The organism is Paenibacillus sp. HGH0039 (assembly GCF_000411255.1).
Lineage (GTDB): Bacteria > Bacillota > Bacilli > Paenibacillales > NBRC-103111 > Paenibacillus_F.
In genome coordinates this window covers 2,905,395-2,920,323 of sequence record NZ_KE150413.1, presented here as the reverse complement: position 1 = coordinate 2,920,323, position 14,929 = coordinate 2,905,395, and the positions used below count along the sequence as shown (strand labels likewise).

13 protein-coding genes are annotated in these 14,929 nt (G+C 44.4%); 10 read left to right on the top strand and 3 right to left on the bottom strand.

The annotated features are described in order from the left end of the window. Positions 1-69: 69 nt before the first annotated feature. Both HMPREF1207_RS27575 and ppsA read left to right on the top strand, forming a co-directional pair. Complete coding sequence (locus HMPREF1207_RS27575; RefSeq protein WP_009674297.1) at positions 70-465, top strand: (R)-mandelonitrile lyase; 396 nt, start codon at positions 70-72, stop codon at positions 463-465. A gap of 327 nt (positions 466-792) precedes the next feature. Then, complete coding sequence (ppsA, locus tag HMPREF1207_RS27570; protein WP_009674313.1) at positions 793-3,387, top strand: phosphoenolpyruvate synthase; 2,595 nt, start codon at positions 793-795, stop codon at positions 3,385-3,387. 149 nt (positions 3,388-3,536) lie between these two features. On the opposite strand, the gene HMPREF1207_RS27565 is transcribed toward ppsA, so the two are convergent. After that, entirely contained in the window at positions 3,537-5,864 is a 2,328-nt protein-coding gene (locus HMPREF1207_RS27565; protein ID WP_016424221.1) for an ABC transporter permease, read from the bottom strand. Between the two features lie 2 nt (positions 5,865-5,866). Then, positions 5,867-6,571, bottom strand: a complete 705-nt coding sequence (locus HMPREF1207_RS27560) for an ABC transporter ATP-binding protein (protein WP_009674298.1) — start codon at positions 6,569-6,571, stop codon at positions 5,867-5,869. A 257-nt stretch (positions 6,572-6,828) separates the two neighbouring features. On the opposite strand from HMPREF1207_RS27560, the gene HMPREF1207_RS27555 reads away from it, so the two are divergent. From HMPREF1207_RS27555 to HMPREF1207_RS27545, 3 genes are read left to right on the top strand one after another with little or no spacing between them, the layout of a single operon-like run. After that, a complete protein-coding gene (locus tag HMPREF1207_RS27555) occupies positions 6,829-7,215 on the top strand; it encodes a GntR family transcriptional regulator (protein ID WP_009674311.1) in 387 nt (128 codons plus the stop codon). A gap of 6 nt (positions 7,216-7,221) precedes the next feature. Then, the gene (locus HMPREF1207_RS27550; protein WP_009674295.1) at positions 7,222-8,091 is read left to right on the top strand and encodes an ATP-binding cassette domain-containing protein; all 870 of its coding nucleotides are present in this window, start codon (positions 7,222-7,224) and stop codon (positions 8,089-8,091) included. Position 8,092: 1 nt separating this feature from the next. Beyond that, positions 8,093-8,776, top strand: coding sequence for a hypothetical protein (locus tag HMPREF1207_RS27545; RefSeq protein ID WP_009674299.1), 684 nt, complete (start codon positions 8,093-8,095; stop codon positions 8,774-8,776). A gap of 289 nt (positions 8,777-9,065) precedes the next feature. Here HMPREF1207_RS27545 and HMPREF1207_RS27540 read toward each other — a convergent pair whose 3' ends face one another. Next, positions 9,066-9,719, bottom strand: a complete 654-nt coding sequence (locus HMPREF1207_RS27540) for a glycosyltransferase (RefSeq protein ID WP_170318670.1) — start codon at positions 9,717-9,719, stop codon at positions 9,066-9,068. Between the two features lie 260 nt (positions 9,720-9,979). Between HMPREF1207_RS27540 and HMPREF1207_RS27535 the strand changes: the two genes are divergently transcribed. The 5 genes from HMPREF1207_RS27535 (at position 9,980) to HMPREF1207_RS27515 (ending at position 14,929) form a co-directional block, all read left to right on the top strand. Next, positions 9,980-10,393: a hypothetical protein gene (locus HMPREF1207_RS27535; RefSeq protein ID WP_009674312.1), complete on the top strand. Its 414-nt coding sequence runs from the start codon at positions 9,980-9,982 to the stop codon at positions 10,391-10,393. A 596-nt stretch (positions 10,394-10,989) separates the two neighbouring features. Next, on the top strand, positions 10,990-11,718 hold the full coding sequence (locus tag HMPREF1207_RS27530) for a YheC/YheD family protein (RefSeq protein WP_009674306.1): 729 nt from the start codon (positions 10,990-10,992) through the stop codon (positions 11,716-11,718). Between the two features lie 42 nt (positions 11,719-11,760). Beyond that, on the top strand, positions 11,761-12,660 hold the full coding sequence (gene aepX / locus HMPREF1207_RS27525; RefSeq protein ID WP_016424219.1) for a phosphoenolpyruvate mutase: 900 nt from the start codon (positions 11,761-11,763) through the stop codon (positions 12,658-12,660). Then, positions 12,660-13,820, top strand: a complete 1,161-nt coding sequence (aepY, locus tag HMPREF1207_RS27520; protein WP_016424218.1) for a phosphonopyruvate decarboxylase — start codon at positions 12,660-12,662, stop codon at positions 13,818-13,820. The genes aepX and aepY overlap by 1 nt, the downstream gene beginning before the upstream one ends. Next, positions 13,817-14,929: a 2-aminoethylphosphonate aminotransferase gene (locus tag HMPREF1207_RS27515; protein WP_009674177.1), complete on the top strand. Its 1,113-nt coding sequence runs from the start codon at positions 13,817-13,819 to the stop codon at positions 14,927-14,929. Before aepY ends, HMPREF1207_RS27515 begins: the two co-directional genes overlap by 4 nt.

Below are 14,929 nucleotides of genomic sequence, written 5' to 3'. Positions count from 1 at the left end.
AAGACAGTAGGCGATGGCCGCAACAACCCGGAAACAAAAATTCTTAATTTCAATGGAGGAATATAGAAAATGGAAATCAGAAGAATCGGATCCCAACCTTCCGGCAAAGGATCATCTGACTATTTTACCGGCACGGTTCGTATCGATCCGCTGTTTGAAGCAGCCGAGCCTGCCCGCGTCGCTGGAGCCAGCGTTACGTTCGAGCCGGGTGCACGGACAGCATGGCATACTCATCCACTGGGTCAGACGCTGATTGTAACGGCAGGCAGAGGAAGAGTTCAACGGTGGGGAGGAAAGATCGAGGAAATTAGCCCCGGTGACGTAGTTTGGTTCCCGCCGGGCGAGAAGCATTGGCACGGAGCTTCACCCACGACGGCTATGACCCATATAGCCATTCAAGAACGTCTTGACGGCAAGGCGGTCGAATGGATGGAAAAAGTCAGTAACGATCAATACCAGCCCTAAACGAGCCAGTACGGCATCAATGCCTAGTGTTACTACACGTACAGGAGCGCAGCAGATAACGATTAATCGGCCTGAAATGATAAGCGACAACATCATAGGTGGACACCCGCTTTTATTGTGATTAACGATAGCGGAAAATCAAAAAAGAACCTGGGTAGCTTTACCAGGTTCTTTAATATTGCATATAAACAAACACGATGATATAATCGGTTTACGACTCTTTTTTTAATTAAAGGCATAGTAACTACATCTTATACTTTAAGTATACCGTGCCGGTGAACTCTTGTCAAATGTTTTTCTCAATTGAATGGTTAGGGGAGATATCGAATGAGTTCTTTGGTTCTCGGTTTTCAGGAAATGGAAAAAGCTCAGCTAATGCTTGTTGGCGGAAAAGGGTTAAATTTAGGGGAATTATCAAAAATGGAAGGAATACAAGTACCGGAAGGATTTTGTGTCACAACAGCGGGATATCAAAAAGCCATCGAACCAAACGAAACGCATCATGCATTGCTCAATCGACTAACCGGGCTAAAAGTAGAAGATCGAATTCAAATTGGTGAAATCAGCAAGAAGATTCGACAAATCATTATGGAAGTCGAAATTCCTTCCGATGTTGTGAAAGCAGTTACTCACTATCTCTCCCGGTTTGGTGATGAACATGCTTATGCAGTTCGTTCTAGTGCCACTGCCGAAGATTTACCGCATGCTTCTTTTGCGGGTCAACAAGACACTTATTTGAATATCATCGGCCTCGATGCCATCTTGCGGCATATCAGCAAATGCTGGGCTTCCCTGTTTACGGATCGCGCGGTCATCTACCGTATGCAAAATGGATTTGACCACAGTCAAGTTTATTTATCCGTTGTCGTTCAAAGGATGGTTTTCCCGCAGGCTTCAGGGATTTTATTTACCGCCGATCCGATTACATCTAACCGAAAGCTGCTATCCATCGATGCGGGTTTTGGACTTGGAGAAGCATTGGTCTCCGGCTTGGTATCTGCGGATTGTTATAAAGTACAGGAAGAGGAAATCGTCGATAAGAGGATAGCAACCAAAAAATTGGCTATCTATGGACGGAAAGAAGGCGGAACAGAGACCCGGCAGATCGATCCCAATCAGCAAAAGACTCAAACACTTACCGAACAACAAATTTTAGAACTGGCACGCATCGGAAGACAGATCGAAGCTTATTTCGGCCAGCCGCAAGATATCGAATGGTGTTTAGCCCATGATACATTTTATGTTGTCCAGAGTCGGCCGATCACGACTTTATACCCGATCCCTGAAGCGAATGATCAAGAAAATCACGTCTATGTATCTGTCGGTCATCAACAAATGATGACAGATCCCATAAAACCATTGGGATTGTCTTTTTACCTGTTAATTACTCCTGCACCTATGCGTAAAGCCGGTGGGAGGTTGTTTGTTGATGTTGCACCTAGGCTGGCTACACCTGTCGGTCGGGAAACTTTATTAAATGCCTTGGGATCCGATCCGCTCATAAAAGGCGCACTCATGACCATAATAGAGCGAGATTTTATAAAATTGTTACCAAATGATCAAACAGCACCGATTCCAGGCAGAAGTATTACAGATAGGCCTGCACAATTCGAGAACGATCCGACAATCGTTTCGGATTTGATTAAGCGTAGTCAAACATCGATAGAAGAGTTAAAACAAAACATCCAAACGAAGTCAGGATCGGATTTATTTGATTTTATTCTGGAAGATATCCAGGAATTAAAGAAGATCTTATTTGACCCACAAAGTTCGGCTGTGTTTATGGCTGCTATAAATGCTACATCATGGATCAATGAAAACATGAACGAGTGGTTAGGCGAAAAAAACGCAGCAGATACGCTTTCTCAATCTGTACCGGGCAATATTACTTCGGAAATGGGTCTGGCGCTGCTCCATGTCGCGGATGTGATTCGTCCTTACCCGGAAGTGATTGATTATTTGCAGCATGCAAAAGAAGATAACTTTCTGGATGAACTGGTTAAGTTTGACGGAGGAAAGGAAACCCAAGACTCTATCTATGATTATCTCAGCAAATACGGAATGCGATGTACCGGAGAAATCGATATTACGAGGACTCGTTGGAGTGAAAAACCACTTACACTTGTTCCCCTGATTCTTGGTAACATCAAGAACTTTGAGCCCAATGCCGGCAAGCGAAAATTTGAGCAAGGGCGCCAGGAAGCTTTGGAAAAAGAAAAAGAGTTAATCGATCGATTGAAGCAATTACCGGACGGTGAACAAAAAGCCAAAGAAACCAAACGAATGATCGACCTCATCCGGAATTTCATTGGCTACCGGGAATATCCCAAATACGGTTATGTTAGCCGCTACTTCGTTTATAGGCAGGCTTTACTGAAAGAAGCCGAACGACTCGTTCAAGCTGGCGTTATCCAGGATAAAGAAGATAGCTACTATCTCACTTTCGAAGAACTTCACGAAGTCGTACGCACAAATCAACTGGATTACCCGATCATCGGCAAACGAAAAGACGAGTACAAATTCTATGAAAAACTAACTCCGCCACGTGTCATCACGTCTGATGGTGAAATCATTGCAGGTGAGTATGAACGAGAAAATTTGCCGGCTAATGCGATTGCAGGTCTGCCTGTTTCTTCCGGAGTGATAGAGGGACGAGCACGGGTCATTTTAAACATAGAAAATGCCGATCTGGAAGATGGAGATATATTAGTCACCTCCTTTACTGACCCTGGCTGGACACCATTATTTGTATCCATAAAAGGTCTAGTCACCGAAGTTGGCGGACTGATGACCCATGGAGCCGTTATCGCGCGTGAATATGGCTTGCCGGCAGTTGTCGGGGTGGAAAATGCCACCGGACTGATCAAAGACGGGCAACGAATTCGCGTGAACGGAACAGAAGGGTACATTGAAATATTGTAATGGTTGCCGATCACCAATCGCCAGTCCGGATTATGGTGAAGCGCGCGAATCAGCCCCGATTCGCGCGTATACAAATAGCCTTGGCCGACTAATGGCCAAGGCTATTTGCTGATTATGTCAAGCCGTTATCTGGACTTAGGCGACCCCAACTATTCTATGCTTTTCAAAGATTCAATCATATTAATTTGGGATACTTTCCGCCGAAGCAGTAAGTTAGAAAGAACGGTGAGTAAGAATGCGGCAGCAACCGCAACCGAAATGACGAACGGATTTAATTGATCCGGGATTTGCTGATGGGTACTTGATAATGCCTTGACAACAAGTGAATACACATAGCCGCTGATCGGCAGCGCTGCGAGGACCGCAAAGGTGGTGAGTATGATGTTTTCAAAAAAGATAAGCCGGTTTATTTTATTTTTTTGGTAGCCTAATACCTTAAGGGTTGCAAGCTCGCGGTTTCTTTCGTAAATGTTTATGGACGTTATCGTATAGATGGCGCCAAAAGAAAGCAGGACCGCACAAATGATAAACATGATAAATACAAAGCTGTTTTGTTTCAAAATATATTGAGCTGATTTCTTCAGATCACTCTTATCTGTGAGGGTATCCACATGTGGATCTTGTTCAAAGAAGTGACGAACGCTTGCAAGGTCTGCAGAGCCGGCGGCTTCAATTAAAAGCGAGGCCGGGCTGTAATCAATGCCAAAACTCTCTAGATATGCCGGTGTGATATAAAACGATGGATTGGAATACTGGGTGGATATTTGTAAAACCTTCATAGCGGCAGACTTATTTTTCAGCTCAGGGGCTGCGAACTTTATTTCGATCCTATCTCCTTCTGCAATTTGATATTTGTCGGCGTAAGATTTGGGTACCAACACACCGCCTTCGTCCAATGAAATCCTGTTCTCCTTATCGTCAAAGAAATGAAGCAGACGGTTATCTTTTTCAGTAACTACCAGAGTGGCATTCTCATGCTCATCGCCTTTGATGAATTCAACGGGGAGGGTGGCTAGCCTGTACCTGTTTTTAATGCCGGAGGGCAGTTCTGACGGATCGGGAGTGGGTCCCACCGTATAATCCACTCTTAAATCATAGGTATACACATCTTCAGTTTGGTTAACAACTTTTTGCAAGGCGGTCTGAGTGCCAAAAGCTGTGATTAATAAAACCGTGCTTACAACAACGCCAGTTGAACTCGCCAAAGCTTTTTGTTTATTTAACCCTATATTTCGGAAAATGAGTTTATAGCTGTAGGGAATACGGCTCCAGATCCCCGGAATTCTTTCGATGATCAGCTTGTTCATCTTCTTAGGGGCTTTAGGGCGCATGGCCTGAGCCGCACGTTCTTTTAATACGGCTCTTCCGCTTACATAACAGGATAAACTCCCAAAAGCACCGGAGAAAATGATGGGAGGAATAAGGGGCAATAAGGAAAGCGAGAATGTAATATCAGGCAGGGAGTAGGCCCTGGCGTTTGACGCTCTTACTAAGGGAATAAATACAGCAGCGGCAATGGCGCAGCCCAGGATGGAGCCTATAATGCTTACCAGCACAGGGTATCCCATGTAATGAAGCATGATGCTTCTGTTTTTTACGCCCAAAGCCTTCATTATACCCACTTGATTTCTTTGAGAATCTATCATCCTCGACATAATCAGAAATACGATAATCGCCTCAATCAAAAAGAGAACCAAAGGTACAACTTTACTCATCATGGTATTGTTATAGATGGTTTGAGTGATTTGAGAATAGTTGAAGGTCCGCTCTTTACTTACTTGGTTTAAATAGGCAAGTTGTCGGGACTGCGCTTCAATGGATTTACCTATTTTGTCCATGTCATAACCCTCTTCGGCATCAATCATGATTTCGTTATAGGTAAAGCCGCCATCCAGGATTTCAGGTATTGTCTCTTCGGCCATATATGCGATTCCGTAAGCTTTGTGGTCTTGTGTCGGGTTTTTCTTGGCATATTCCGCGTTCTCACACAAGCCGCTAATGGTAAACGTAAAATCTCTACCATCCGTATGTATACGAATGTTATCACCGGTATGAAACTGATGTTCTTTTGCGTAATGGGAATCTAATGCGATCTCTCCCTTTTTGGATGGGATACTGCCCTCGATCATCGTAAGCGTATTGATTTCATTGTTCACGGGAATCGAATGAATGGTTAACGAAGCTTTATCCTTATCAAAGACCTGCTTGGCATCCAACGTATAGCGTCCTTCTATTTTATGTATACCTTCAATTTTGCTTAAACCAGCCACTTCTTCTTTGGATATTTGATTGTAATACACGTTTAGATCGCTTAAATTATGGTTTTTAAAATAATCTTTCGTATAAGAGCTGAGAGTATCGCTATAGGTGACCAGACCCCCGTAGAAAAAAGCCCCCACAGCAACAACCAAAATCAGGGCTATAAATTGTCCTAAAGACTGTCTGATATCCCTTATTAATTTAGAGAATAATTTCATGATCACCACTCGATCCCTTCAACACTTTGTTTGTCTTTGTTAATCGTTACACTTTCAATCATTCCGCTTTTAACCTTAATAATTTTGTCAGCCATCGGAGCAATGGCAGAATTATGGGTGACCAGAACGACGCACTTTTTCGTTTCCTTGTTCAAATCTTGTAGAAGTTTCAAGACGGACTTGCCTGTACCATAATCCAAAGCTCCGGTTGGTTCATCACAGAGTAAAAGTAAAGGGTTTTTGGCAACCGCTCTGGCTATGGCAACTCTTTGCTGTTCTCCTCCGGAGAGCTGGGAAGGGAAATTTCCGATCCGGTCCTGCAGTCCGACTTTATATAAAATATCTTTCGCATCCAGATAGTTTTTGCATACTTCCGTGGCGAACTCCACATTCTCCAAAGCGTTTAAATTCGGAATTAAGTTATAAAATTGGAACACAAAGCCCACTTTCTCACCGCGATATTCGGTCAACTTTTTTTCGCCAAGGCTAGTGATTTCCTGATCCCCAACAAACACTTGACCTGACGTAGCCGTATCCATACCGCCAAGTATGTTCAAAATCGTGCTTTTACCGGCACCGCTTGCCCCCAAAATAACGACGAATTCCCCCTCCGCTATGGAAAAGTCCACGCCATCAAGCGCTCTGATCATCACTTCACCTATTTTGTATTCTTTGGATACGTTCTTGAATTCGATTAATTTTTTCACTTATGACATCTCCTCGTACAGGAATAATAAAACTCCAACTTCGAAAGTTCTTTTGTGCTAAGTTATTTCAGTATGCGTATTAGCATGTTACTAATGTAGCATACTATAATACGCTTGTGAATAATTGTCAATCACGGATGATTGGATGTGCGAATCGTCCATGTCTTTTCCTGTTTGGGTCGTAAGCTATCTTGAAACCTTTTATTGACAATTATTTGCCTATAAATTATAGTGTGCTGGATGGGTAACATACTAATATGCTGAATGGTGAGGGAATGAATGTAACTTTCGACGAAAAGCAGCCGATTTTTCACCAGGTAGCCAACATTATTGAGGACGATATTCTGAACGGCACTTTCCGCGTGGATGAGCAAATTCTTTCCGTGGCCCAGTTTTCCCAGCTGTTCCAGATTAATCCGGCGACCGTAGTGAAGGGAATCGGCTTGCTCGTGAATGAAGGTATTCTGTATAAAAAAAGAGGGCTTGGCATGTATGTGGCGGCGGATGCGAAGCGGAACATTCAGATTAAACGAAGAGACCGTTTCTATAAGGAACTGTTATCCAATCTGGTGAATGAAGCCGACAAACTCGGGCTGACAACCGAGGACATTATGAACATGATCAAACAGTTGAGAGAGGAATAGCGAATCGTGAGCATAGCATTGACCTGCGGCAATTTAACCAAAAAATACGGTCAAACTTACGCATTGTGCAAGCTGGATCTGCAGTTGGAGGAAAACGTTATCTACGGTTTGCTCGGGCGTAACGGCGCCGGCAAAACGACGCTGCTTAACACGATCGCCGGCGGCATTTCCCCGAACTGCGGTTCAATCAAGGTAAGAGGGAAGAAGCTTGGGAAGGGAGAACTTCCGGAGGATTTCTGTTTCGTGCGCGAGAATAGCAAACACTTCGGAGGAGGGCGGATTATCGAAGTTTTGAAATTCGCCGCTAATTTCCATCCCAATTGGGACTGGCCCTTTGCACTGGAGCTGCTCAAAACGTTTCGGCTTGATCCGGACAAAAAAATCAGACAGCTTTCAAGAGGCACGGAATCGCTCGTAAGCAACATTATCGGTCTGGCCAGCCGGGCGCCGCTGACGTTATTCGACGAGCCGGTGCTCGGACTCGATGTTTTGATGCGGGAACAGTTTTACAAAGCGCTTTTGGAGGATTGCGCCAATCACCCTCGCACGATCCTGCTGTCCACTCATTTAATGGATGAAATCGCCCCGGTTGCAGAAAGAGTTTATATTATGGAAGCCGGCTCGATCCTGCTTCATGATGAAATGGATCGGATACGCATGGCAGCCCATCTGATCCGGGGCAATTCGGAAGCCGTAGCTTCCTTTACGGCCGGAAAGCGAGTCTTACATAAGGAGACATATGGTCACGGCACACTTGCCGCTATTTACGAAAAGTTGAATGATGGGGATAGGCAGTTGGCGCGTGAGATGAATATTTCGATTGAACATCTGACGCTTCAAACATTTTTCTCGTATTTAATCAGAGGAGGTCATTGACTTGGGGGCATTGGCCGTTCATTTAAAGGCAACCTATTTGCAAATGAGAGTTTGCATCTGGGGCGTCATTCTTCTTCTCCTGCTCGGAAAATTGGCGGAATTCATTGTTGGCCTCTTTATAGACAGCAGCCAAAGCAGGGGACTTTCGGGCGGAAACATCCTGATTCTCATTCTGCCCCTTATCGCTATCGTGCTGCCGCTCATTTATTACAAACGCATCTTACATTTGGGCGCAAGCAGAGAGCACTATTTTAAGGGACTTCTATTCGTCTTTGCCGTCTACGCGGCAGCCATCGCTTTCATCAATTCTTTATGGGTTGTGATTGAATGGAATGTGCTCCGGAATTACACGACCCCGGTTAATCTTATTAGTGCTTTTCATTGGAATGACTTTGGTTTGGCGGGTTCTTTCCTTTACCAAACCGCTTTTTATTTAATGGCGATGGCGCTGCTCAGCATGCTGATCTCCGGCTATTACCACCCTGCCGGGTGGCTGCTGTGGGCACTGCTCATTACGGCGATCCCGGTCGGAACGGCGATTCCTTCGCTGCGCGTTCATGTCGTCTCTTTTTTCAAAGCCTTGTTATTCAACGGCTCGCTGCTAGCGGGTATCGGATTTAACCTGATTCTTTGTTTGGTTTTTGTGGCAGGCGGCTGGCTTTTTACCAGAGGAAGAACGCACTGAATAAATTCATTTATCCGGGAAATGCAATTTGAGCCCCAAACGCGCGGTTTCATAAAATAATGCGTCGAACCATAGATGGTCTTGATGCATTATTTTTTTATTTCAGAATGAGAGAAACCCCTCTTGAATTGAAAAAGCATATCCGCATTCTTTATGAGGGGCGAAGGTGAAACGGTGCGCAATTCGTAAAGTCAAAAGAGCGTCAGCAGACCATCCAGTTAAATCCTGGAGGATCAGCGGCGCTCTCTACGTAAAGGGGGCTTATATTGTTAAGGTCTATCGCGCTGGCTTAAAACTTTCCAGGAAACTGTTTGACAATGCCCTCTGTCAGGATATCGGCTAAATGAATCATATGGATCTCGTTTTTGTCGGTTGCTGCAATATCCGCTTTCCAATCTCCGTTGAGACAGGCCAGGACGATTTCCGTAATCAACTGAAGATGCGTATACAGCATATCTTGCAGCGTTTTAAACGGCCAGTTCGGATTCGCTGCGCTTAAAAATTTGGCGATATCGTCGGCGTTTCTATGCCAATCCGCCTCGAGCTTTTTCACATCCGCCTGATTGCCTGCTTTGGCCGCCGCTACAATTTTCCCTGCGATCAGAATATGCTCTCTCAGAAGATCCGCCAGCTTATTGCCGGCCGCTTCTCCATAATACGGCTTGATCACATTGCCTATATCCTGTTGGTTCCGCAGAAGCCGGTCCAACACGTCTTTCTGATCTGGTCGATTAGATATGGCGCTGACAATATAGCTTCTTGTCCATATCGTATGGTCGATCCAAACTTTCTGCATATCAACTTTCAACTGCACCATTTTGGAACTTAGGCAAACCGAATCAGCCTTATCTTCCGCCTTCGCTTGCACGGAACCTGCTGCCGGCGTCATGCTAAAAACGAGCGCTAAGGTTAACAGTATGGCCACCAAGCATTTGTTTCTCACATTCATCTGCTCCTCTGTACGTTTGAAGTAAAACAGGCTGTTTTAGTATGGGTTAAAACATCTGATTTATACAGAAGATTGTTTCCGGCGTTCCACGGATCATAATTTATAGATCTCCATAATAATTAATAGCAAGAGAAAGGCAAGTATCGTAAACACTAAATAATACTTTTATTAAATGGAAATATATGATATATTTGGATTACAAAAGGAATTTTAACAACAGGTTTTTAATTTTAAAAATTATTAGGAGGGTTTCTATGAAAAAGCAATGGATCGTCTTATCTGCTTTAGCTTCTGTTTTAGCGTTTGGACAAACCGCATTGGCAGCCGAAAATGTTCAAGGTGAAAACAACAACCAAAAAACTGCAAGCTTAATTGAATCCGCGGCGGTTACAGAGTATCAAGTAACGTGGAATGCGGTTAGTGGAGCTGCAAATTATAAAATCAAAATAGTGAGAGTAGATTCGGGCGCTGAGATTGTACCGGTGATTGATTTGGGAACAGATCGAGTCTTTAAAGATGTTCCTTATCTTAAATCCAACACTCAATATCGAGTTTGGGTTGCCGCATATGATAGTAAAGGGAAATTGCTAGCTCAGAAAGTAGAAGTAAAGACGACCGCGGGTGAAATTGGCGGCATCATACGATGGAATCTCGGGTCTTTAAGCTAAGTACGAGCTTAGTAATAGGGTACGGCGAAGCCGCGTTCTTTCTATATTGGAAAGGACGCGGTTTTTTGCTTTCTGGAGTGGCTGAAATAGGGGGAGGGGACAAAGCCGCACACACTGAATCTCGTAAGTTGTACATTAATTCCAACGAAATGAAGAAAGTCGGCAATAAATCTGGAGAGACACGCATATGTAGGAGGACAAGAACATACAACGCAAATAAGTCGCGTCGTTGCGGCTTTTTTTGTTTTACCGATGCCTAATTGCGATATTGGCAGGTCACGTTTTCCTTATCTTCCTCATTATTGCAGTGATAAGAAAAAATCAAAGTTTGAATATTGTTCGATGAAGGCGATAGAATTGGGCTTTTGTGTGTACTTTACAAACATGTTATAAAAACTTGACCACACTTAGAAGGCTTACTCCACTTGTTGAAGATGGAGTGAGCCTTTTTTGCATGCAGAAAATCTAAGGAGATGAACAGACAATGGCAAAATGTGAACAGGTAGTAAACCAAGACAGAGGTCCACGCAGGCGGAAATCCGGATGCATATGCTTACAGCATGCTTTACAAAACATTTAGACGAGAGGGATGACAAGTGTCCGTTGGAAAAATGAAAAAGTACAAAGTCATGTTGAAATATCCCGTTTTGCGTCCGCATTTGCCTAAAACCCGCTGGTTTACGAAATCGAGGACCAAGCGAATGCTGAGAACTTATTCATCGGTCTTCATAAAACCCAATCACGGGAGTGGCGGCAGCGGGATTATCCGGGTCAAGAGATTGAAAAAACGATACGAGGTTCGTAGTGCTTCAAGACGGAAGGTTGTTCGATCGCGTTTTCTCTTTAAAGCCATTCAGTCATACCGGAAACCCGGACATCAGTATTTGGTACAGAAAGGACTTCGCTTAGCTAAGTACCACGGGTCGATTTTTGACATCCGGATTTACTTACAGAAGCCGAAGGGGAAATGGGTTATTTCCGGCGTGGTCGCTCGTGTCGCGGCACCTCGTAAGTATGTGACCAATTATCTTAAAGGAGGGCATGCAGTATCTTTGAATCGGGCACTTTACAGTCTTTTTAAGCACAACCGCACAAAAACGAATGCCTATTTTCGTAGAATTTCCAAACTATCCCTTATCATAGCCAAAACGATTAATAAACGACATGCGGTTCGCGAATTGGGGGTTGACATTGCCATAGATAAAAAAGGCCGTATTTGGATTATTGAGGCCAATTCACGCCCCGGACATATGTTATTTACTCAACTTTCCGATCGTACTATGATCAACACCATCAGAAGAAACAAGCGTCTTATTCGAAAGTAGGTTCCATGCACGTTATTCTAGGGGGAGAAGGAGAGCATTTCAATGAAAAAAACAAAGCAGCTTAGAGACTTGATCCATTCACAAAAACCGGAGTTTATTATGGAAGCCCATAATGGTCTGTCGGCCAAAATAGTGGAAGAGGCAGGGTTTAAAGGAATTTGGGCCAGCGGGTTATCCATCTCTGCAGCGATGGGAGTAAGGGACAACAATGAGGCCTCCTGGACGCAAGTTTTGGATGTTTTGGAATTCATGAGCGATGCTACCTCCATCCCGATTTTGCTGGACGGAGATACGGGGTACGGCAACTTTAATAATGCAAGACGGCTGGTGAAAAAACTGGAGCAGCGCCATATTGCGGGAGTATGCATTGAAGATAAGCAGTTCCCCAAAACGAATTCTTTTATTAACGGTCAAGAGCAGTCTTTGGCTGATATCGAAGAGTTTTCCGGAAAAATTAAAGCGATGAAAGATACCCAAACGGACGAGGATTTTACGGTGGTGGCCAGAGTAGAGGCATTTATTACGGGGAAAGGGCTTAAAGTGGCGCTGCAGCGGGCGGAGGCGTACCGGAAGGCAGGAGCCGATGCCGTATTTATACACAGCAAAAGATCGGATGTCGCAGAGATTGAAGCGTTCATGAAGGAATGGGCCGGAAGATTGCCGGTCGTGATCGTGCCTACCAAATACTATACGACCCCAACCGTGAGGTTTCAGGAGATGGGGATTAGCCTTGTGATCTGGGCAAACCATAATTTGAGGGCATCCATTCAAGCAATGAAACACTTATCTGACCGAATTTATCGAGATCAAAGCCTGGTTCATGTCGAAAAAGACGTCGCGACCCTGGATGAAGTATTCAGGCTTCAAGGGACCGAAGAGCTGGAAGCTGCGGAACAGCAATACCTTCCGTCGTCAGAACCGGATTCGGGTGAGCGTGCATAATGGACACAAAATTGTTGGGAGAAGAGTTGAAACAATTAGGATATACCTTTTTCAGCGGTGTTCCTTGTTCCTTTTTAAAAAACTTGATCAATTATGCCATAAACGAATGCGATTATGTTGCAGCGGCTAACGAAGGAGATGCGGTCGCTATTGCATCGGGAGCTTATGTAGGGGGGAAGAAGTCAGTAGTCCTTATGCAAAATTCAGGACTAACCAACGCTGTTTCGCCATTGACCTCCCTTAATTACCCTTTTCGTATTCCGCTGCTCGGATTTGTCAGCCTGCGCGGAGAACCGGGGATACCTGATGAGCCTCAGCATGAACTTATGGGCCAGATTACAACGCAAATGCTGGATTTGATGGATGTGGAATGGCAGTATCTCTCCAAAGATTTAGAGGAGGCAAAAAAGCAGCTGATTCAGGCTGACGAGCACATTGCCCGAAATCGCCCGTTCTTTTTTGTCGTGAAGAAAGGCACTTTCGACAAAGTGCAACTGCGAAATCAGCAAACCTCCATTCATTTAAATCAGATCCGTCAGCATGCTCATGCGGATCATCAAATGCCTACGCGGTATGAGGCATTAGCTGCGATTAACTCCATGAAAGACGGCAATACCATACAGCTCGCGACAACGGGTAAAACCGGACGCGAACTGTATGAAATCGAAGATGCGGATAACAACCTGTATATGGTAGGTTCTATGGGATGCATCGGTTCCTTGGGACTCGGGTTGGCTTTGAGCCAACCAAGCAAAGATATTTTCGTCATTGACGGAGACGGTTCTCTGTTGATGCGTATGGGGAGCCTGGCAACCAACGGGTATTATCAACCAGTCAACATGGTTCATATACTGCTCGATAATAACGCCCATGAATCAACAGGCGGGCAAAGTACGGTATCCCATGGTGTTAATTTTATAGATATTGCCGCTTCCTGCGGGTATATGCAGTCGATTCATGTTCACAGTCTCGAGGAACTGCAAGCTTTTTTACAAGAATGGAAAGTGAATAGAGGGCTTACGTTCGTGCTCCTGAAAATATCCAAAAGTTCCAAGGATCAGCTTGCTCGCCCGCATATGAAGCCTCACGAAGTAAAAGAACGTCTGCAGCGTTTTATTCATAACGCACCTTTGAAGGACAAGGAAGTGGGCGGTTCATGAGCTCCTCCGTCAAGAAAAACATCTTGCTTACCCCTGGTCCGGCAACGACTACAGAAAGTGTGAAACGGGCACAAGTGGTTCCGGATATTTGTCCTCGCGAAGCCGAGTTTGGGCAAATTATGGCGTATATTTCAACAGAACTGACCCGGCTGGTTGCGGACCCGGATCATTATGCGACCATATTGTTTGGCGGATCGGGTACTGCAGCGGTAGAATCCATCATCAGTTCGGTCCCGAATCACGATACGATGGTCATTGTTAGCAATGGAGCCTATGGAAAACGGATGTGCGAGATAGCGGAAGTTTATGGAGTGAACTATGTTGAATTCAAAAGTCCTCCCGATGATGCTATTGATTTGGCTGATTTAGAAAGGTACATCCAATCTTCCAAACGCACCGTCTCCCATCTGGCCGTCGTACATCATGAGACGACAACCGGTCTGCTTAACAAGATAAAGGATATCGGAGCATTATGCAAAAGGTATCAAATCGACATGATTGTAGATGCCATGAGTTCATTTGCGGCTATTCCGATTCAATTGAAGGAAATGAACATTGCCTACCTGGCGGCAAGCTCCAACAAAAACTTACAGGGAATGGCCGGGGTATCGTTCGTGATAGCCGAAAAAAATAAATTGGAGAATTTGAAAGGCCGGAAACCAAGAAGCTATTATTTGAATTTGTATGCTCAATACAACTATTTTGCGGAACATGGGCAGATGCGGTTTACTCCTCCGGTCCAAACCTTATATGCGCTTAGACAAGCGATTGAGGAATTAAAGCAGGAGGGAGTGGATAAAAGGTACGAAAGGTACGCGACATCCTGGAAAACCTTAATTAACGGGTTAGCCCGATTGGGTCTAACCTATATCGTCCCCGAAGAGCATCATTCCAAAATTCTTACTTCCATTCTCGAACCTCAATGTGCGGGCTACGACTTTCAATCTATGCATGATTATTTTTACAGCAAAGGCATTATGATTTATCCCGGCAAACTTGAGAAACTAAATACGTTCCGGATTGCCAATATAGGCGATATAACGTACAAGGAAATGGAATTATTTTTGGAATTGCTTGAACGCTATCTCAGCAGCATAAAATCTGGATGA